General features: G+C 70.5%; 17 protein-coding genes. 9 read left to right on the top strand and 8 right to left on the bottom strand.

Translation table 11 applies throughout. The features are described 5' to 3' along the window. Positions 1-35: 35 nt before the first annotated feature. Positions 36-731 (bottom strand): winged helix-turn-helix transcriptional regulator, encoded by a 696-nt coding sequence (locus ACZ6QQ_RS09085; RefSeq protein WP_465875372.1) that lies wholly within the window; start codon positions 729-731, stop codon positions 36-38. A gap of 185 nt (positions 732-916) precedes the next feature. Here ACZ6QQ_RS09085 and ACZ6QQ_RS09080 point away from each other — a divergent pair, with 185 nt between their 5' ends. Together ACZ6QQ_RS09080 and ACZ6QQ_RS09075 are read left to right on the top strand one after the other, a co-directional pair. Continuing rightward, positions 917-1,573 carry a DUF899 domain-containing protein gene (locus tag ACZ6QQ_RS09080; protein WP_465875371.1) on the top strand — a complete coding sequence of 219 codons (657 nt, stop codon included), beginning with the start codon at positions 917-919 and terminating at the stop codon, positions 1,571-1,573. Between the two features lie 254 nt (positions 1,574-1,827). Continuing rightward, positions 1,828-3,258, top strand: a complete 1,431-nt coding sequence (locus tag ACZ6QQ_RS09075; RefSeq protein ID WP_465875370.1) for a DHA2 family efflux MFS transporter permease subunit — start codon at positions 1,828-1,830, stop codon at positions 3,256-3,258. A 195-nt stretch (positions 3,259-3,453) separates the two neighbouring features. Here ACZ6QQ_RS09075 and ACZ6QQ_RS09070 read toward each other — a convergent pair whose 3' ends face one another. Continuing rightward, positions 3,454-4,752, bottom strand: coding sequence for an NAD(P)/FAD-dependent oxidoreductase (locus ACZ6QQ_RS09070; RefSeq protein ID WP_465875524.1), 1,299 nt, complete (start codon positions 4,750-4,752; stop codon positions 3,454-3,456). A gap of 407 nt (positions 4,753-5,159) precedes the next feature. Here ACZ6QQ_RS09070 and ACZ6QQ_RS09065 point away from each other — a divergent pair, with 407 nt between their 5' ends. Beyond that, positions 5,160-6,746 carry a GMC family oxidoreductase gene (locus ACZ6QQ_RS09065; RefSeq protein WP_465875368.1) on the top strand — a complete coding sequence of 529 codons (1,587 nt, stop codon included), beginning with the start codon at positions 5,160-5,162 and terminating at the stop codon, positions 6,744-6,746. A 70-nt stretch (positions 6,747-6,816) separates the two neighbouring features. Next, positions 6,817-8,181, top strand: a complete 1,365-nt coding sequence (locus tag ACZ6QQ_RS09060; RefSeq protein ID WP_465875523.1) for an aminotransferase family protein — start codon at positions 6,817-6,819, stop codon at positions 8,179-8,181. Between the two features lie 112 nt (positions 8,182-8,293). Here ACZ6QQ_RS09060 and ACZ6QQ_RS09055 read toward each other — a convergent pair whose 3' ends face one another. The 4 genes from ACZ6QQ_RS09055 to ACZ6QQ_RS09040 all read right to left on the bottom strand — a co-directional run bounded on the left by ACZ6QQ_RS09055 (position 8,294) and on the right by ACZ6QQ_RS09040 (position 11,718). Further along, on the bottom strand, positions 8,294-8,947 hold the full coding sequence (locus ACZ6QQ_RS09055) for a MerR family transcriptional regulator (RefSeq protein ID WP_465875367.1): 654 nt from the start codon (positions 8,945-8,947) through the stop codon (positions 8,294-8,296). A gap of 297 nt (positions 8,948-9,244) precedes the next feature. After that, a complete protein-coding gene (locus ACZ6QQ_RS09050) occupies positions 9,245-9,757 on the bottom strand; it encodes a copper resistance CopC family protein (RefSeq protein WP_465875366.1) in 513 nt (170 codons plus the stop codon). A 77-nt stretch (positions 9,758-9,834) separates the two neighbouring features. Beyond that, complete coding sequence (locus tag ACZ6QQ_RS09045; RefSeq protein WP_465875365.1) at positions 9,835-10,422, bottom strand: hypothetical protein; 588 nt, start codon at positions 10,420-10,422, stop codon at positions 9,835-9,837. A gap of 99 nt (positions 10,423-10,521) precedes the next feature. Then, positions 10,522-11,718: a carboxymuconolactone decarboxylase family protein gene (locus ACZ6QQ_RS09040; RefSeq protein ID WP_465875364.1), complete on the bottom strand. Its 1,197-nt coding sequence runs from the start codon at positions 11,716-11,718 to the stop codon at positions 10,522-10,524. Positions 11,719-12,195: 477 nt separating this feature from the next. On the opposite strand from ACZ6QQ_RS09040, the gene ACZ6QQ_RS09035 reads away from it, so the two are divergent. The 4 genes from ACZ6QQ_RS09035 (at position 12,196) to ACZ6QQ_RS09020 (ending at position 17,254) form a co-directional block, all read left to right on the top strand. Then, the gene (locus tag ACZ6QQ_RS09035) at positions 12,196-12,726 is read left to right on the top strand and encodes a DUF5987 family protein (protein WP_465875363.1); all 531 of its coding nucleotides are present in this window, start codon (positions 12,196-12,198) and stop codon (positions 12,724-12,726) included. After that, complete coding sequence (locus tag ACZ6QQ_RS09030) at positions 12,723-14,360, top strand: FAD-dependent oxidoreductase (RefSeq protein WP_465875362.1); 1,638 nt, start codon at positions 12,723-12,725, stop codon at positions 14,358-14,360. Before ACZ6QQ_RS09035 ends, ACZ6QQ_RS09030 begins: the two co-directional genes overlap by 4 nt. A gap of 138 nt (positions 14,361-14,498) precedes the next feature. After that, complete coding sequence (locus tag ACZ6QQ_RS09025) at positions 14,499-15,608, top strand: carboxymuconolactone decarboxylase family protein (protein ID WP_465875361.1); 1,110 nt, start codon at positions 14,499-14,501, stop codon at positions 15,606-15,608. A gap of 17 nt (positions 15,609-15,625) precedes the next feature. Then, positions 15,626-17,254 carry a DHA2 family efflux MFS transporter permease subunit gene (locus ACZ6QQ_RS09020; protein ID WP_465875360.1) on the top strand — a complete coding sequence of 543 codons (1,629 nt, stop codon included), beginning with the start codon at positions 15,626-15,628 and terminating at the stop codon, positions 17,252-17,254. Positions 17,255-17,336: 82 nt separating this feature from the next. Here ACZ6QQ_RS09020 and ACZ6QQ_RS09015 read toward each other — a convergent pair whose 3' ends face one another. Next, the gene (locus ACZ6QQ_RS09015) at positions 17,337-18,143 is read right to left on the bottom strand and encodes a TIGR03084 family metal-binding protein (RefSeq protein ID WP_465875359.1); all 807 of its coding nucleotides are present in this window, start codon (positions 18,141-18,143) and stop codon (positions 17,337-17,339) included. A gap of 285 nt (positions 18,144-18,428) precedes the next feature. On the opposite strand from ACZ6QQ_RS09015, the gene ACZ6QQ_RS09010 reads away from it, so the two are divergent. After that, on the top strand, positions 18,429-19,172 hold the full coding sequence (locus ACZ6QQ_RS09010) for a maleylpyruvate isomerase family mycothiol-dependent enzyme (protein ID WP_465875357.1): 744 nt from the start codon (positions 18,429-18,431) through the stop codon (positions 19,170-19,172). Positions 19,173-19,217: 45 nt separating this feature from the next. Here ACZ6QQ_RS09010 and ACZ6QQ_RS09005 read toward each other — a convergent pair whose 3' ends face one another. Then, positions 19,218-20,123 (bottom strand): LysR family transcriptional regulator, encoded by a 906-nt coding sequence (locus tag ACZ6QQ_RS09005; RefSeq protein ID WP_465875356.1) that lies wholly within the window; start codon positions 20,121-20,123, stop codon positions 19,218-19,220. Positions 20,124-20,192 lie beyond the last annotated feature (69 nt).

The raw sequence follows: 20,192 nt of genomic DNA, 5'->3' as shown, positions 1-20,192 counted from the left end.
GCACGGCGACCGTGTTCCGGGGCGCGGCGGGCGGCTCAGCCGATGCTGGTACGCGGCGCCGGCATGGCGGTCGGCCGACCACTCACCGTGCACGCGTCGAGAAGGTGCTGAGCCGACGCGAACTCCCCGGTGAGCGTCAGGCTTCCGGCGGCGACCGCCGCTGCCAGCTGCTGCTGCCCGCTCAACAACGCGCCCAGGGTCATCGAGTCGGTCTCGATGACCGTGTCGGGGCGGTCGTGCGTCTGTCCCCGGGTCAGCTCCGCGAGTCGGCCGTCGACCACCCGGGCGGCGAAGATGTCGCGGCCCAGACGGATCTCGTAGCTCGCCGTCCAGACCCTCGTGGGCTGCGGATCGAACTGGCTGCGCAGCGAGAGCATCGTCGAGTCGGCCCGGACCTCGCCCGTGCGCGGCACGATCGGCGAGCGGGAGCCCCAGAACCCCATCGCGGTGACGATCGGTCCGAGCTCGGTGCCCCACTCGGTCAGCTCGTAGACCTGGGAACCGGCGGGCGGGGCCAGGGTCCGCCGCCGCACCACGCCGACGTGCTGCAGATCGCGCAGACGCTGCGTCAGGACGTTGGGCCCGGCGCCCGGCAGACCGGCCTGCAGATCGGTGAACCGCTTCGGGCCGAGCAGCAGGTCACGGACGATCAACAGCGCCCAGCGCTCGCCCACCATGTCCAACGAGTGCGCGACCCCGCACCCGTCATCGTATCTGCGTTTAACCGCCACGTTGCCGAGTGTACGCCACTACTATGAATCGAGAGATAGATACTTCATTTTCAGTAGTATCTGCTACCGTAACGAAGCCATGCCACGATGTGTGGCATGAGCCCGGGCCCGCACAGCGGCTCCACCGCCACGCCCACGCGCGGCGTGAGCAGCCACAACCCGACAATCCATGTTCAGGAGATGCCATGAACCTCCCGCGGATCGTGTCACCGGACGAGTGGCAGGCTGCGCGAGACGCGCTGCTTGTGAAGGAGAAGGAAGCCACCCGCGCCCAGGACGCGCTGGCCGCCGAACGGCGGCGGATGCCGATGGTGGCGTTCCCGAAGGAATACATCTTCGAGACTCCCGACGGCAAGGCGAGCCTGACCGACCTGTTCGACGGGCGCCGTCAACTCATCGTCTACCACTTCATGCTGGACCCGGGCTCGGACCACCGCTGCCTGGGCTGCTCCAGCTTCACGGACAACATCGGGAACCTGGCCCACCTGCGGGCCCGCGACACCAACATGGTGCTGGTGTCGCCCGCGCCGCTGGCCGAGATCCAGCCGTACAAGGCGCGGATGGAGTGGACGGTGCCGTGGGTTTCGTCGTACGGCAGCGACTTCACCCCCGACTGCGGGCTGGACGGCGGCTTCGGCCTGAGCGTCTTCCTGCGCGACGGTGACGACGTGTACCGCACCTACTTCACCACCAGCCGTGGCGTCGACCGGCTCCGGATGGACCTCAACCTGCTGGACATGACCCCGTACGGCCGGCAGGAGATCTGGGAGGACTCGCCCGCCGGGTGGCCGCAGACGCCGCCGTACCAGTGGTGGCGCCTCCACGACGAGTACGACAACTAGCCGGATCGCCCCTGATGGACGGCTCGATCCCGGGCCGGACATCAGGGGCGCCCGTTCACCGACGCGGCAGCGCCCACGCTCCTGTTCCGGAGCCGGGGTCGGGCTGCGGCGCCGGCAGCCGCGTGAGTCCGGCGCGGCGAGTTCGCCCGTATCTCTGACCCATCGGGCTGGCGCACCGGGCGCCGTCCCGCGTATGTGAAACGGAGTGGCGATGACCTGGAGTCTGCCCGACGGTCCCGCTCGGAGGTGCCGTCGTGAGCACTGAGACCCAACGTCCCGTACGGGCGGGCTGGGCGCTGGCGCTGGTCTCCGTCGGCGCGTTCCTGACCTCACTGGACGTCATGGTGGTGGTGACCGCGCTGCCGACCATCCAGAAGGACCTCAACGCGAGCCTGGCCGACCTCGAATGGACGATCAACGCCTACAACCTGGCGTTCGCCTGCCTGCTGCTGACCGGAGCCGCCCTCGGCGACCGGTTCGGCCGCCGACGGATCTACGTGTACGGCCTGGTCCTGTTCACCCTGGCCTCCGTGCTGGCCGCCGTGGCCACCTCGGTCGAGGTGCTCATCATCGGCCGGGTCATCCAGGGCATCGGCGCCGGCATCGCGATCCCGGTCAGCCTGACCCTGCTCAGTGACGCGGTCCCGCCGGAGCGGCGCGGTTGGGCGATGGGCATCTGGGGCAGCGTCTCCGGTCTGGCCGTCGCCGCCGGTCCGGTCGTCGGCGGCCTGATCACCGAGGGCCTGTCCTGGCACTGGATCTTCTGGCTGAACGTGCCGTTCGGGCTGGCCGCGGCGGTTCTCTCCGCCGTACTGCTGCGGGAGAGCTTCGGTCCCCGACCGAAGCTCGACATCGTCGGCCTGCTGCTGGCCTCGGTCGGTCTGCTCGGCCTGGTCTGGGCCGCCGTACGGGCACCGGCCGCCGGCTGGGGCAGCGGCGAGGTGGTCGGCGCGATCGTGCTCGGTGTGGTGCTCCTGATCGCGTTCATCGTCTGGGAGCGGCGGGTGCCGGAGCCGATGCTGCCGCTGCGGTACTTCCGCAGCCGTGGCTTCACGATCGCCAACATCTCGGCGTTCTTCCAGCACTTCGCGCTGATCGGGGCGCTGTTCATCCTCTCGCAGCTGTTCCAGATCGGGCTCGGCAACGGCCCGCTCGACACCGGTCTGCGCCTGATGGCCTGGACCCTGATGCCGCTGCTGGTCGCCCCGATCGCCGGCTCGCTCGCCGACAAGTACGGAAACCGGCCCTTCATGGTCGGCGGTCTGCTGCTCCAGGGCATCGGACTCGCCTGGGCCGCCGCGGTCGCCGCGCCCGGTGTGGGCTACGGCAGCCTGATCGTGCCGCTGGTCCTCGGCGGTGTGGGTATCTCGATGTCCCTGCCGACGACGATCAACTCGGTCTTCGGCTCGGTTCCGCAGAACGACGTCGGCATCGCCTCCGGTGTCAACAGCTCGCTGCGGGAACTCGGCGGCGTGTTCGGCGTGGTGTTCCTCGGCGCCACCTTCGCCGCGTACGGCAGCTACGCGTCGCCGGAGGCCGCCATCGACGGGTTCCGGGCGGCGCTCGTGGTCGGAGCCGCAGCGTCCATCATCGGCACGATCTTCGCGCTGTTCTCGCCGGGGAAGGCATCGGCGAGCGCCCCCGCCGCGTCGGAGCCGACCCTGGCCCCGTCCGGCGTCAAGTAGCGGTAACCGCAAGCGGTCCGTCCCGCCAACCGGCGCGGCGGACCGCTTGCCGTTCGTCGACTGCCCGGTGGCGTCCTGAGCACCGGCCCGCAGTCACCGCGACGCCCCGACCACCGAACAACCCCCGAACGCGGTCCGGCGGCGCACCAGTCGGTGCGCCGCCGGATCATGTCGTGCGGAACGTCGTCCGCCTGTCTACGCCGAGGCCGTGTTCCGCCCTCCGGAGCGGAGCACCCGCATGGCGAGTGCCGGACGCATCAGCGACTCGGGCGGATCCACCAGACCGGCCACCCGCAGGAAGGCGTCGACGAGACCGACATCGCGGGTGGCGGCGCTGTGCAGCCGCGCCATGTAGGCGTTCCCGAACCGGACCTTGAAGGTGCGGCGACCCTCGACGCCGGGGAAGGCGAGATCGGCACCGGCGGCCATGTCCCACGGCACGTCCACCGCGCGAGCGATCTCCTGGAAGTACGACAGCGGTTGCGGCTCCCCGTGCACCCGCAGGTGATCCCGCAGGGTGAGCGCCTGGATCCCGGCGATGGTCATGCCCTGCCCGTACACCGGGTTGAAGGTGCACACGGCGTCGCCGATCACCAGCAGGCCGTCGGGGAACGTCGACAGACGCTCGTACCGACGGCGGATGCTCGCCGGGAAGGTGAAGGCGACCGGGTCGTTGAGCGGTTCCGCGTCGCGGATCCCGTCGTAGACGTCCGGCACCGGCAACGACCGGGCATAGTCGAGGAAACCGTCGGGATCGGTCGGGGCGCGGTCACCGAGGATGCCGGTCAGCGACACGACGCACCGGTCACCGCCGATGGTGTGGAAGAACGAACCCCGAGGGTGCTCCGGGGTGGCGATCACGTTGACCGACATGTCTCCCCGGAACGGGTCGGTACGCCACCGGTACTGGCGGCTGGTGTAGGTCAACCCGACCTTCACCCGTTCCTCCTCGACCCTCGGCAGTCCGAGGGACTCCAACCAGGTGGGCGTACGGGAGGCACGGCCGGTCGCGTCGACGACCAGGTCGGCCTCGATCACCTCCGCCACACCGTCCGAACCGCGCCCGTGGATCCGTACCCCGGTCACCCGGCGCCGATCCGCGGACAGCACCGGGCCGACCACGTCGCTGCCCTCGACGAACTTCACGTTGGGCAGGTCGGACACCCGGGTCCGGACGTGGTGCTCGATGGTCGGCCGGGTGGCGCCGATCAGCACGAGGCCGGTCTGCGCCGGTTGGAGCAGCCGTCCGTTGAAGTACCACCGCACCTGGCCGCCGAGATCACCGTTGGGCACCCCGGCCGCGGCGAGCTGCGCCGTGTAGCCGGGGAACAGCTCCTCCAGGATCATCTGGCCACGTGCCAGCAACCCGTGGGCATGGTGGCCCTGGGGTACACCCCGGCGCGGCTGGTCCACCCCGGCCAGGTGGTCCCGGTCGATCACGATCACGTCTTGGTAATGGTCCGCGAGGACCCGGGCGGCGAGCAGCCCGGCCATGCTCCCACCGAGTATCACCGCGCGCTCTCTGACGTTGGCTCCCACGCAGTCACCTCCCTCGTTCGCGCTTGTTATGGACGCGGCTGGCGCGTGAGTCGATCTCCCGTGGATCACTCCCACGACATCGTCGCGCTCCGTGTGGTGGGTTGCATCTCATGGATTGCGGTGGTGCTCGCGGGCGCGGGGCAATCGCAACTTGAGAGATGCGCCGGGGTTCGGCGCGGGTTCAGGATGCGTTGTAGCCGACCGACCGACTGACCCGCCGAACAGGTGCGGTCGTGGTGGCACGAGCGGCGTCTTCTCGCCAACCGTCCAGTCCCATCCAGGAATGCGAGTTCTCGTCGACCCGTGGCGCCTGCCATCGGGTCTGTGGCTCTCATTGCCGGCACTACAGCAAGGAGGATCGGGTGTACGACTATGTGATCGTCGGCGGCGGTTCGGCGGGCTGCGTCCTCGCGGCGCGGCTGACCGAGGACCCCGACGTCAGGGTCTGCCTCGTGGAGGCCGGTCCGATGGACACCGAACCGAACATCCACATACCAGCGGTTTTCGGGGAACTCTTCCGTACGCGCGTCGACTGGGACTACGACTCCCACGAGGAGCCGTACCTCGACCGTCGTCGCATCTTCCTGCCCCGGGGGCGGGTTCTCGGCGGGACCAGTTCGATCAACGCGATGCTCTACCTGCGGAGCAACAAGCTCGACTACGACAGCTGGGGCCAGCCGGGATGGTCGGCGAACGAGCTGCTGCCGTACTTCAAGCGGTCCGAGGACAACGAGCGCGGGGAGTCGGCGTACCACGGTGTCGGCGGCCCGTTGAGCGTTTCCGAGGGCCGCTCGAAGAACCCCATGTCGGCGGCGCTGGTCGAGGCCGCACTGGAGGCGGGGTACTCCTTCAACGAGGACTTCAACGGCCCCAGCCAGGACGGCTTCGGCTTCTTCCAGGTGACCCAGCGCAACGGCCGGCGGTGCAGCACGGCCGTCGCCTACCTGCACCCGGCCCTGTCGCGGCCGAACCTCACCGTCGAGACCAACCTCCAGGTCTTCCGCATCCTGATCGAGAACGGCCGGGCGGTCGGCGTGGTCGGCGCGCGACTCGACGAGGAGATCGAGATCCGGGCCGAGCGGGAGGTCATCCTCTCCGGCGGCGCGTACAACACCCCGCAGTTGCTGATGCTCTCCGGGATCGGCCCGGCGGACCACCTGACCGACCTCGACATTCCGGTGCTCGTCGACCAGCCGCAGGTCGGCTCCAACCTGCAGGACCACCCGCTGGTGCCGCTCATCTTCATGCACTCCCAGCCGGTCAGCCTGATGATCGCGAACCAGGAGCAGTACGTCCGGGAGTGGGAGGAGGAGGGCACCGGCCCGCTGACCTCCAACGGTCCGGAGGCCGGCGGCTTCGTCCGTACGCTTCCCGATCTGCCGGCCCCCGACGTGGTGTTCTTCGCCGGCCCGATGATGTTCGTCGACAGTGGTCTGGGTGAGGTCACCGACCACGCCATCACGTACGGGCCGGTGATGCTCACCCAGCAGAGCCGGGGTACGGTCCGGCTCGCCTCGGTCGACCCGTTCGCGAAGCCGCGCATCTCGCACCAGTACTTCTCGGTGGAGGAGGACATGGCGACGGCGGTCCGGGGCGTCCGGATCACCCTCGACATCGCCCGGCAGCAGGCGATGAAGCCGTACAACGAGAAGCTGTTCAGGGCGCCGGCGTCGGAGTCCGACGCGGACCTGCGGACCTACATCCGGCAGAACACGAACTCGATCTTCCACGCCAGCTGCACCGCGGCGATCGGGCAGGTCGTTGACGCCGAACTGCGCGTGATCGGGGTCGAGGGACTGCGGGTCGCCGACGTCTCGATCATGCCGATCGTGGGTCGCGGCGCCCCCAACGCCTCCGCCATCGTCATCGGCGAGAAGGCGGCCGACCTCATCCTCGGCAAGGCGCCGCTGCCGGCCGCCCAGCCCGAGAGCCTGACCGCCGCGCACTGAACGACGCCCGCGCGTCGATCCGTACCCCCGATTTCGAGCCAGGAGGAGACTCGTGACATTTACCCCTGAAATGATGGCGCGGCCGGTATCAGCAGCAGAGCTGGAGAGACTGGACAAGCGGCATCTCATCCGTTCCATGCACCGGGGCGACATCCAGGAACGTGTGGTCATCGTCCGGGGCAAGGGCTGCCTGGTCTGGGACTCGAACGGCAACGAACTGCTCGACGCGGCCGGCGGCGGTGTCTGGCACTCGCCGATCGGTCACGGCCGTCGGGACATCGCCGAGGTCGCGGCCCGGCAGATGGAGGAAATCGAGTACTTCACCAGCCTGATGGAGTTCTCCAACGACAAGGCCATCCTGCTCGCCACCCGGCTCACCGAGCTCGCGCCGGAGGGGATCAACCGGGCCTTCTTCGCCAGCGGCGGGTCGGAGGCGGTCGAGACCGCGATCAAGGCGGCCCGGCTGTTCCACTTCCGCCGGGGCGAGCCGGACCGTACCTGGATCCTCGCCCGGCACTACGCGTTCCACGGTGCGACCTACGGCAGCGGCACCGCCACCGGCTTCCCGCCCATGCAGTTCGGCGTTGGCCCGAACCTGCCGAACGTCGAGAAGCTCTCCCCGGCCTACCTGTACCGGGCGAGCGAGCTCTACGGCAGTGAGGACCCGACCGACTTCCTGGTCCGCGAACTGGAACAGACGATCGAGCGGATCGGCGCGAAGAACATCGCGGCCATGATCGGTGAGCCGGTGATGGCCGGTGGCGGTGTGCTCGCGCCGCCGTCGGACTACTGGCCCCGGATCCAGGAGGTGCTGCGCAAGAACGGCATCCTGCTGATCGCCGACGAGGTGGTGACCGCCTTCGGGCGTACCGGTGCCTGGTTCGACTCCGCCCAGCGGGACATGAAGCCGGACATGATCACCACCGCGAAGGGCATCGCCGGCGGGTACATGCCGCTCGGCGCCACCCTGATGACGGACGAGATCGGCGACACCCTCATCGGTGACGGCGGCTTCTTCCACGGCTACACGTTCCAGGGCCACCCGGTGGCCTGCGCGGTCGGCCTCGCCACCCTCGACATCATCGAGAAGGAGGGGCTGCTCGCCAAGGCGCTGTCCATCAGCGACTGGCTCCGGGCCGGCCTGGCGCCGGCCGCCGACCTGCCCACGGTGGGCGACATCCGGGTGGAGGGCGCGATGGCCGCCCTGGAGCTGGTCACCAACCGCGAGACCCGCGAGCGGATGAGCTGGCCGAATGTGGACGCCGTCGCCTTCGAGACGCGTCGGGCCCACGGCGTCATCGCCCGGCCGTACGGAAACATGCTGGTGTTCGCCCCGCCGCTGATCCTCGACCAGGAGCAGGCGCGTCGGGCGACCGCGGCTGTCGTCGAGGTGCTGTCCCGGCTCGGTACCGACGGCCAGATCGCCCCGCGCTGACCTGCACCGTCACGGCGTCGGACGGGAGGAACCCCTCCCGTCCGACGCTTCGGCGTCCTCGGGGTTGGGGTGGGTGCGCGGGTTCGGCGCCGAACCGGGGGAGTGGGATCGTTCAGTCGTTCCGCGCGGCCGGGGCGGGCGCCGGGCCGGTGCCGGCGCGGAGTGCGAGATGGTGTTCGTACGCCATCCGACGCATGGCGGCGAAGGCCACCTCGAACAGCACCGTACGCGCCACCACCGTGGCGGCGCTCTCCTGTAGCGGTGTGGCCGCCTCGCGGGCGGCCAGGGACTCGGCGGTGGAGACGTACAGCTCGAAGACACCGGCCTCGTCGTCCCAGCCGAGATACTGCAACGCGGCGAAGACCTGCGCCAGGGTGGCCCTGGACATCGCGTCGGGCTCGACCCGCCACCCGACGGTGCGAACGAACTCGTCGATGCGCGCGTGCGCCAGATCCATCGCGCCGAGTTCCAGCTCCTCCTCCGACGGGTAGTCGGACAGCAGCGCCTTCGTGACCACTTTTGCCAGGCCCTGCGGCGAGAGGTAATTGTCGTCGATTGCCGCCAGTACCTCGCGAACGGAGGCCAGGCTCATCATTCCGATACCGGTGAAGACCCGGATTAGTTTGAGTCGTGAGAGGTGTTCTTCGTCGTATTCGGCCTGGTTTCGCGCAGTGGGCGTCCCGGGTGGCAGTAGCTGTTCTCTCAGGTAGAACTTGATGGTCGCGACCGAGACCCCACTCTGCCTGCTCAGTGTCGAAATTTTCATCGAACTCCAGGGATTGAGTGGGGTTCGTTCAACGCATGCTGCCACACATGATCGAGCACCGCAAGCCTCGTTACGGGTCAACAAAAGGCCGCTTGACCAGGTATTCTCCGCCCCCGATCCGCATCGGTTAACGCCTCTCGTCGAGGCGATCCGGGCCGCCTGCGGCCACTTTGAAACGGATCAATTCAGGTGGGTCCGACTACGGAAATGCGCACCACCGGAGTAAGCGGGCGGGCGGTCCGGAGCCGACGGCTCACCATTCGGCCCCGATCGGCCGCGCCCGTCCCGCTGCCCCGTTCAGGGCAGGCGCGGGCGGCGCAGCAGCAGGTTCAGGAGGGCGCCGATGAGTAGGAGGGCGATGCAGGTCAGCACGATGCTCAACGGGTCGGCGCTGGCGTGGGCGTGGCCCCCGGTCGCGGCGGCCTCCGGCGGCGGTGCGACCCACCGCTGTGTCGAGCCGGCGGCGACGGTGAAGTCGGCGACCCCGTCCAACTCCTCCCCGCCGGCGAGCGCCACGTGGTACGCCACCCGGTAACCGCCGGCCGGCAGCAGCCCGACCGGCGCCACCACCCGTGCACCGTCCAGCCGTGCCGCGCCCCGGCTCACCACCGTGCCGCGTTGGTCGGCGACGGTGATGTGGAAGTCGTCGGAGACGACCGGCCCGCTGAAGTTCAGGGCCACCTCCACCGGCGGTCCGGGTACGGCCGCGCCGTCGGCCGGGCTGATCCCGGTCAGCTCGACCTCGGGTCCACCCACCACCGCCGGTATGCCGATCGCCAGTGCAGCGACGATCACCAGCGCGGTGCCCAACCGGCTCCGCCAGGGACGCGATCGGGCCGGCGGGGCTGGTTGCTCCCCGCCGGCCGCTGCGACCGAGTCGAGCACGACTACCGTTGGCCCGACGAGACGAGTTCCCGGTCCGGGGCGCAGTTGCACTCCGCCTGCGCCCGTTCGGTCGGGCTCGGCCGCAGGTGGTAGTACATGGCGACGACCATGGGCAGGAACACGATGGTGTTGTAGAACAGGTGCAGCTCGACCCGGGGGAACACCAGCTGGGCGATGCTGGTCGGCACCGCCTGGCCGAAGAAGATCACGCCGGCCTGCGCCTGTACGAAGAGCAGCAGGTGTTCGATGTGGTGCCAGAACTGGATCGCGAACGCCACCATCCACCAGGTACGGGCGCGTCCGACGAAGCCCTTGCGCAGCAGCCACAGTCCGGCGAGCATCACCAGGGCGTACCCGTAGTGCAGCCACTCGGAGCTGACCAGCCACGGGAACCACTGGCCGAGTACGCCACGGGACTGCTTCACGGGTCGGTTGAGGACCCAGATCTGGAACGCCTGGGTGAGGTGCTCGGCCCAGTGGGCGAGCACGATGAGCATGAAGATGTTCAGTGCCGCCCGATGGCGGGCACCGTTCAACCGGTCGATCAGGCCGGTTCCGGAACCGCCGGCCGGGGCGGTGTAGGTGCTCATTTCTCCTCCAGCGGGGATGGTGCGAGGGGTTGCTGGGCGTGCCGCGGCACAGGGGTCGCAACCGTTACAGATTGTCAGATCATCGGTTCCCGGAGTTATTCACGATTGCTGTCTCTCGACGTTCTGGGCCGTGCCCGTACCGCCCGGAACCGGTTCCACCGGACCGGCGGCGAGGGTCGCCGGGGCGTACCAGCTGCCGACATGACGGGCGGTGACGTAGCTCGCCCAGGCCGTGACGTCGAGTAACGCCGCGTCACCGGGGTGCAGGGCGCGGAACTCCCGCACCACATGCTCGTCGACCTGGTACGACGCGAAGGCGGTCAGCAGGGCCAGCCGGGCGGCCACCTGTTCCTCCGCCGGCAGGTCCTCGATCAGCTGTTCACACCACCGACGGCTGAGCCCGGTCTCCTCCCCGCGCCACTGCCCCAACCGGCGCCGGACCAGGTCCCGTACGGCCGGGGTCAGCGACCGGATCCCGGCCGCCTCGAACGTGGCGTCGGCCCGGCCCACCGCCGACGCGATGGCCGGATCGTCGGCCGCCCACTCCGCCCCGGATGGCAGCGGGGCCGCCGGGAGCAGATCCACCGATCGTCCGGGCAGGCGTTCGGCCCGCAGGGTCGAACGCAGCATGACGCTGGCGCCGCGCTTGAACCGGCGGCGGCCGGCGGCGTTGAGCCGGGGCGGGATGAGGAAGCTGGAAAGGAAGACGTTCACCATCCGGCTGAGGTAGTGCATCGCCACCACCACGCCGACCAGTTCGGCGCGTTCGGTCGGCCCGAACGGCAACTCGCCGGCGAGCCCCACCTCGGGCTGGTGCGCACCCCGGGCCCAGGTCGCGATCGCGCGGGTACGCGGATCGCTGAGTTCCTCGACCTTGTCGGCGACGAGCGCCTCCGCGTCCTGCTCGGTCGCCAGCTCGTACATGCCGAGGCTGTGCATGTCTACGCAGTAGGGGCAGATGTTCGCCACCGACACCGCGGTCGCCACCGCCTCCTTGACCTGCCGGTCGACGACGCCGACCGGCAACAGCGTCTCGCGCATGAGCATCCAGTACGCGGAGGCCAGGTCCGGCACGGGTGAGTGCAGCTGCACCGGCGGCACGACGAGCCCCATCTCCTCGGCCACCTGGGTGTACACCTCGGCGAGCGTCCCGGCGGCGGCCGCGACCGGCACCGGGGTGACGTACTTGACCTGACGCTGCACAACTGATGCCGCTATCCGCTTGACGACCATGCTGGCCTCCCCTACTGCGATGCGCGACGAGGTCGCCGGGAGACCGGGACGCGCCGCGCTCATCGATGTCAGTATTGGCGCCCCGACGGGCGCCGCGACCGTCGTCGGCCACAATGAGCACGTTTCGAGAAGGCCACGCTCCGGTCCGTCGGGGAATAACCATCCGGTACGCCGGGAGCACGTTGGAAGAAGACCCGCGGCGGATGGGCCGGTGATGCCGGTGATGTCAATTCTTTCGGGTGCTGCGGAAGATGTTCCGCCGAGCTGCCGATCATGCCCGTACGGCCGTCGGACGGGCGTCCGCCGGCACCTGCCGCACGTCAGGAGATGCGCCGCCATCGGTGCCAATCGGACCATGAGACGTGGCGGATCGATACCGATTCACCACGCGATACCCAGGCCATCATTTCGGCTATCCTTCCGCATTCGCCCGCCGGGCCGGGAGCAATTATCCAGCTGATCCCGGCCCGATGTGCGGTGACTATTTAAGCAGGAGGCGACACCGTGCAACCCGGTACCGCAGAAACGAACCAATGGAGGATGACGCTGGAGGCGTACGCCGACACGATCGTGCCGGGCGAGCGGCGTACGCCGGACGACCGGGCGATCGCCGGAGTGGCGGTGGGCGGCGGGGCGGTCGCCTCCGGTGCGGTGGAGCTGCTGGAACTGCCCGGCAGCGGTCTGGGCGAGATGCTCGAAGGGTTCATGGCCATGCTCAACGGCCACGCCCAGGAGTACGCCGCCGAGCACGACCTCACCCTCGACGAGTCGGTTCCCGCCTTCGTCGCGCTGCCGTTCGCCGACCGTACCGCCCTGGTGGTCCGGCTGACCGCACGGGACCACCCGGAGCGGGGCATCTTCGTGGGGCTGGCGATGTTCAGCAACATGGCCTTCGACAGCGCGGCGCACATGCCCACCCTCGACGCCCTCGCCGCGGGCCACCCCGGACTGCTGACGATCGGCTACCTCAAGCCCGAGCCGGACGGCATCTGGCGCTTCCCGCGTTTCTCGTACGGCCGGGCCCTGGCCCAACTCCACCCGAACACCACCGCCACCGGGAGCCCTTCATGACGAGCACGGAACAGACCGACGTCCTGGTGATCGGCAGCGGCTTCGGCGGCGCGATCGCCGCGTACCACCTGGCCGCCGGCGGGGCGAAGGTGGTCGTCCTCGAACGTGGACCGTGGTTGTCGGCGGACGAGTTCGACCACGACTTCGAGATCGGCAAGTCGTTCACCCGGATCTTCGACTTCACCCTCGGCGAGGGCATGAGCCTGCTCAGCGGCAACTGCGTCGGTGGCGGCAGCGTCGTCTACTTCGCGACGATGCCGAGGGCGCCGAAGTTCGTCTTCGAACGCCAGGGCAGCATCGGCCGTCGGATGTGGCCGGCGTCGGTCACCCGGGAAAGCCTCGACCCCTGGTACGACCGGGTCAGCGAGGCGCTGCCGGTGACCCAGACGAGCTGGGAGGAGGTGCCGTACGCCGGTGGGCTCTGGGCCGCCGCCTGCAACCACGCCGGCCGTACGGCGAACCCGGTGCCCTCGGCGGTCGACGTGTCCATGTGCACCAACTGCAACTGGATGATGGCCGGCTGCAAGTTCGACGCGAAGCGGTCGCTGCTGCTCAACTACCTGCCGGGAGCCATCTCGCACGGCGCGGAGATCCGCCCGCTGCACGAGGTGCAGTACCTGTCGCGCAACGACGACGGCAGCTACCGGGTGCACTATTCGACCCTCGACGAGGTCGACTACCGGGTGCACCACACCAGCGGCACGATCGACGCGAAGATCGTCATCGTGGCCGCCGGTGCCGGGGCGACCCCGGTCATCCTGCAACGCTCCGAGGAGACGCTCGGCGCCATGCCGCACGCCGTCGGCCGTTACTTCTCCGGCAACGGCGAGCGCCTCAACACCGCCGTCATGAACGAGGACAAGGTACGCGAGGTGCTCGGCCTGAGCCGGGAGAACGGGCTCGCGTACGCCGCGAACCAGATCGGGCGCGGCCCGGTCGTGGCGACCTGGGACCACCTGGACGGAAACCTGCCCGAGTACGAGCGCTTCTCGCTGGAGCAGCTCTACTTCCCGCCGGGTCTCGGCACGATCCTCGCCCAGGTGCCCGACGCCGAGGGCCCGACCTGGTTCGGGGTGGAGAAGAAGGAGCTGATGCGGCAGTGGCCGTCCTGGCTGACCATCTTCACCATGTCCGAGGACGACAACGAGGGCGTGTTCGGGCCGCCGCCGCCGACCGGTAACGCGCACCGGATCTCGCAGCAGATGCTGGGCCAGGGCGCGTTGTCGTACCGGCCGACGGTCAACACCCGGCGCGGCTGGGATCTCTCCGACGCGGAGGTCAAGGAGATCCTGGAGAAGGACGGCCTGTCCCGGGTCATGCCGTGGACGAACGAGGTGGTCGGGGCGTACACGGTGCACCCGTTGTCGTCCTGCCGGATCGGTGACGACCCGGAGACCTCGGCCCTCGACGACCGGCACGAACTGCGCAACCACCCCGGCATCTTCGTCACCGACGGATCGGCCGTGCCGGGCGCGTTGACGGTGAACCCGGCGCTGACCATCGCCGCCCTGGCCGAGCGGGCCATGCCGGGCATCGTCCGGGCCGCCCAGGAACGCGGAGTCGCGGTCACCTACGTCGGTTCGCTGCCGGACGCCGGTCACGCCACCCGTACCCCGAGCCTGGATCTCGTCTGATCCTGTCGGCACCGGCCCCGCCCCGGGGCCGGTGCCGACGCTTCGTCCAGCCGCCGCCGTGGCCGGTTTCCGGGCGACACCGGGACCGGCCGGGGCGGCCGAACTCCATTACCCGCTCCTGATCGGAAGGGAACCCGCATGAGTGGGTTGCTCGAACGGGCGACACGTGGCCCGGCCACCGCACACGTACGACACGTCCAGGCGGTTCCGCCGCTGGCCGCGACCGGGCTGGTAGCCCAGGTGTACCGGCAGGTCGAGCGGGACTTCGGCATGCTCGCACCCCCGGTCAGCCTGCATTCGCCGGCACCCGAGACACTCGCCGCGGCCTGGTTGATGCTGCGCGAGGCGCTGGTCGCGCAGGGAATCGCGACCCGCGAGGCGAAGGAGGCCGTCGCCGCCGCCGTCTCGGTGACGAACCGGTGCCCGTACTGCGTCGAGGTGCACGGTGCCACCCTGCGCGGCCTGCTGCGGGGTGAGTCGGCGGCGGCCGTGGCGGCGCAACGCTGGGACGAGGTGACCGATCCGGGCCTGCGGGCGATCGCCGAGTGGGCCGGCGGCACCGGACTGGGCCCGGCCGGTTCCGCGACGGGTGCCCCGGTGCCGATCGGCTCGCCGGAGGCAGCCGAGCTGGTCGGGGTCGCGGTGACGTTCCACTACGTGAACCGGATGGTCAACATCTTCCTCGCCGACTCGCCGTTGCCGGCCGGCATTCCGGGTCCGGCCCGGTCCGGCGTACGCCGGATGGCCGCCTGGCTGATGGGGTCGCTGGCCCGCCGTACGGTCGAACCGGGCGACGCGCTGCCGTTGCTGCCGGCGGCCCCGCCCCCGGCGGACCTGGACTGGGCGGCCGGTCACCCGACCATCGCCGACGCCTTCGCCCGCGCGTACGCCGCGATCGACGCCGGTGCGCCGACGGTGCCGGACGCGGTCCGGGCCCTGATCCGGGAACGGCTCGCCGACCCGACCGCCGAACCGCCCGGACTCAGCGCCCGTGCCTGGGCGAACGCGGCCGTGGCGGGCCTGCCGGAGGAGCAGCGCCCGGCCGGTCGGCTGGGTCTGGTGACCGCGTTCGCGTCCGCGCAGGTCGGCACGGACCTGGTGGACGAGTTCCGGCAGGCCCACCCCGGCGACGACACGCTGATCGCCTTCACCTCGTGGGCCAGCCTGGCCGCGGCCCGGCAGATCGCGGTGACCCTGACCGCCGCCGGTACGGCCCAGCCGCCCGCCGTGCCGCACCTCGAAGCATGACCACGGCACCAGGGCGCGTGAGCACGGCGAGGCCGGTCAACCCGTGGGCCGCGTTGGCCGTGCTCTGCCTGGGCAACTTCCTGATCCTGCTCGACACGAGCATCGTCAACACCGCCGCACCGGTGATGATGAGTTCGCTCGACACCGGCATCGGCACGGTGCTGTGGGTGCTCAACGGGTACCTGCTGGCCCTGTCCACCCTGTTGATCGTCTTCGGTCGGCTCGGTGACCTGGTCGGCCCGCGTGCGGTGTTCGTCGGCGGCCTGGCCGTGTTCGCGCTGGCGTCGGCGTTGTGCGGCGCGGCCCAGAGTCCGGGCCAGCTGATCGCCGCCCGGGTGCTCCAGGGCATCGGCGCCGCCGCCCTGCTGCCGCAGGCGCTGGTGCTGCTCTCGGCCATCTTCCCACCGGCCCGCCGGGGGGCGGCGTTCGGCATCTTCACCGCCGTCGCCGGGATCGCGGCGGTCAGCGGCCCGACCGCCGGTGGGCTGATCGTCACCCACCTCGGCTGGCAGTGGATCTTCTACGTCAACGTGCCGCTCAGCCTGGCCGGCATCGTCGCGGCGTTGCGTCTGGTCCCGGACCTGCGCCAGCCGCGACCGAAGAGCTTCGACCCGGTGGGCCTGGTCCTGGCCACCCTCGGCCTCAGCGCCCTGGTGTACGCGCTGGTCGAGGGGGAGCGGCACGACTGGGGCAGCATCGTCGGACCGGTGACGGTGCCGCTGGTCCTGCTCGCCGCCGGGGTGCTGCTCGGGCTGTTCGTGCTCTGGGAGCGGCGCCAACCCGAACCGCTGGTCCCGCTCGGCCTGCTGCGCAACCGCGACTACGCCATCCCCACCGTCATCACCCTGATCACCTCGTTCGCCCTGTACGGCTTCCTGCTCCTGTTCGTCATCGAAACCCAGACCCTGTACGGCATGACGCCGCTGGAGTCCGGGCTCACCGCGCTCCCGTGGACGATCACGCTCAGCGCGGTGGCCCCGGTGGCGGGCCGGCTCACCGACCGGCTCGGCGGCCGGATCCTGCTCGTGTTCGGCCTGGCGGCGTTCGCGGCCGGGGTGCTGGGGATGGCGTTCCTGCCGACCCGGGGGTCGACCGTCTGGGTCTTCGTCGCGCCGCTGATCCTGATCGGCATCGGGATGGGTGCGGCGATCGCGCCGACGACCACCGAGGCGATGCGCAGCATTCCTCCGGCACAGGCCGGGGCCGCCTCCGGGGTGCTGAACACCGCCCGCCAGGTGGGCGCGGCGCTCGGTGCCGCCGTGATCGGCGCGGTGCTCCAGAACCGGCTGTTCTCCTCGTTGCAGGAGACCACGCGGCAGCAGGCGGCCGATCTCCCGCCGTCGGCCCGACCGGCCCTCCACAGCGGCATCGCCGACGCCACCGAGGACGGGTTGCGGCTCGGCAGCGGCCAGCAGGGCGGATTCACCGCCCCCGACGACCTCCCGGCCGACCTGGCCGAGCAGGTGGAGCGGTCGGCGGTGGAGGCGTTCGGCGACGCGCTGCTCGCCGCGGCCCGCCCGACGCTGGTCGTGGTCGCCGTCGCGCTGCTGCTCGGCAGTTTCCTCTCCACCTTCATGACCCGGCGGGTCCGGGCCGGTCGGGTGGCGACGGCACAACCCGACGAGGTGCCCGCCGGCCGGCGGTAGCCGTACCGGGATTGGTGACGCCGAACGCCGGCCGGTGCGAACCGGCCGGCGTCCGACGTGTCGATGCGGGCCCTCCGAGCAGTCAGGAGCGCTGCGCGGCGGCGAACTGTCCCGGGGTCCGGCCCGGTCCGGCCGGGCCACGGTAGGCCTGGGCGATGTCGAGCCACTGCTCGGCGTCCGGTCCGGTGGCGTGAAGGGCCAGGTCGTCGCGGTGCCGCCGCCTGGTGACGAGCAGGCAGAAGTCGACGGCCGGGCCGGTGATCCGCTGCTCGGCGTCGGCCGGGCCGTCGGCGAACGGCGCCCCCGACGGCAGGGTGAGTTCGAACCGGAACTGCACGTCCGGCGGGGTCAGGTTGCGGGCCTGGTAGCCGAAGTCCCAGACCCGGGCCGCGAACCCGGCCAGGTGGGCGACCCGGTCGGTGTATTCCCGCCGTACGCCGAGCCCGTCGGCGATGTCCTGGCCGTGGGCGAACAACTCCATCATCCCGGCGGCGGCGAGCACCGGCGCGGGCAGTGGCCGGACCAGCCACGGTACGGTCTTGCCGGCCGGCACCGACGCCAGCGCCTGCTCGGCGGCCGCCTTCTCGGTCCGCCAGAGACCCAGCAGCACCTTCGGCGGGGCGGCCAGGAACGGCGCCATCGCCGCGTCGACGTTGGCGTTGAAGTCGCTGCTCAGCCCCTTGATCAGGGCGTTGAAGTCGTCGGGGCGGGCGGCGGACAGGGTGGCCAGGCGGAAGGTCGCGGCGAGGTGGGCGACCTGGTGGGCGACCGTCCAGCCCTCGGCCGGGGTGGGCAGGCTCCACTGGGCGTCGTCGAGATCGGCCACCAGGGCGTCGACGTCGTTCCCGTCGGCGATCAGGGCGGGGATCACGTTCTCCGGTGTTGTCACGCGTGTCTCCTCTCACTCGGTCGGCTGGTGTCCGGTCCGAAGGGGACGGGCCGGGCCCCGCCGCGGCACCGGCCCGCCCGGTCACCCTCGCGGTACGGCTCGGGCGACGAGCACGCCGACCGCTCCATCGGTGCAGTCCGATCAAGCTTCGCCTCGGCCCACCCACGCTGTCTTCTCCGCCCATGCGGAGTCCCTTTGTATTTGTCGCTCCGACGACCCGATTCGAAAAGCGGATCAGGCAACCTGGAAGAAGGCCGCCGGGTTCAACTGCAATACCGTCGACAAATGCGGGTGTACGACATGATCGTCGACGAGCGTCGGCGGGCCGCGGACCTGTTGGCCGGCCTGACCGACGCCCAACTGTGCACACCGAGCCTGTGCGCGGGGTGGACCATGCACGACATCGCCGCCCACCTGGTCAGTTACCTGCGGTTCGGCCAGGCGAAGCTCTACCTCGGCATTGCCGCGACCGGTGCGGATCTCGACCGGGTCAACCTGGCGCTGACCCGCTGGTACGCCCGCCGACCCACCGCCGCGATCATCGAACAACTGCGTCGCGGGTCGCGATCCAGGACCACGATTCCCCGATCCGGATACGATCCGGTGCTCGCCGACATCGTGTTGCACGATCTCGACATTCGCCGCCCACTCGGAATTCCGCGAATTGTTCCCGAGGAACGGCTGTGGGTGGCGTACCAGCATCTCGCGGCGAAGCCGTCGCCGGGTTTCGCGCTCGGCGGCCGGTTGCGCGGACTGCGTCTGGTGGCCGACGACGCCGGCTGGGACCACGGCACCGGTCCGGTCGTACGCGGCGGCGCCGAGGCGCTGGTGCTGGCCATGGGCGGCAGGATCCCGGCGCTGGACGAGCTGACCGGTGACGGGGTGCCGGTGCTGCGCGAGCGGTTGACCTCGGCGACGAGGACGCCGATCGCGCAGCGGCTGGGCCGGGTGGTCGACGTGGTGCTCAGCCCGCCACCACGGGAGCGTCGGTCCCGCGAGGCGGTCGGACCGGGTTCCGCGACCGGTTGAGTAACCGGTCGGCTGCTGATCGGTTCCGGACGCCCGGCCGGGTTCTCACGGCCGGGCGTTCGTTGTCGCCGCCTCCCGTAGCGCGTCGAGCAGGGTGTGCAGCGCCGGCCGGTCCGGGGACGACTCCCGTACGGCGGCGTAGATGACCCGCACCGGGACCGGGTTGCGGACCCGGCGTACGACAACGGCGGGGTGGCGGTTGCCCAGTCCCATCTCCGGCACCAGGCTGACGCCGAGTCCGGCGGCGACGAAGCCCTGCGCGGTGGCGTAGTCCTCGCTCTGCACCACGACATCGGGGCGGAAGCCGGCGACCGTGCAGGCGTCGAGGACCGCGTCGAGGCAGGGGCCGGGCCACTCGCTGCCGACCCACGGCTCGTCGGCGAGGTCGCCCAGGTCGAGCACCCGTTTCGCGGCGAGCCGGTGCCCCCGGGGCAGGACCGCGACGTACCGGTCGTCGAGCAGGTGGGTGAACCGGATCCCGTCGTCGGTCGACCGGTCGGGTGGCGCGACCACGATCGCCAGGTCGGCGCCGCCCTGCTTCAACTCCGGCAGTGAGTCCTCGGGTTCACCCAACCGCAGTTGCACCCGGACGCCGGGGTGGGCGCGGCGGAACAGGGCGACCGCCGGTGCGACCAGGCTCGCCCCGGCGGTGGCGAAGTAGCGGACCGCCAGCCGACCGGTGCGCCCGGCCCGTAGGTCGGCCAGCGCGGTCTCCGCCTCGGCGACCTGTTCACCGATGGCGGCGGCGTAGTCGTTGAGCAGCCGGCCGGCGTCGGTCGGGCGTACGCCGCGCCCGGTCCGCTCCAGCAGCGCGAGCCCGGCCTCCTTCTCCAGCACGGTGATCTGCTGGCTGACCGCCGAGGGGGTGTAGCCGAGGTCGCGGGCGGCCGCGCTGACCGAACCGCTGGTCACGACCGCGCGGAGCAACTGCATCCGTCGTACGTCAAGCATGTAGCTCACCTTAACGCTCCGTGCAAATCTTTTCGCTTGTCTTACACCTGCTTCCGGGACACGGTGAAC

This window comes from Micromonospora sp. NPDC049529 (genome assembly GCF_055586685.1).
Note: the sequence above shows the minus strand (reverse complement) of the source record. Positions and strands in the feature narration are given on the sequence as shown.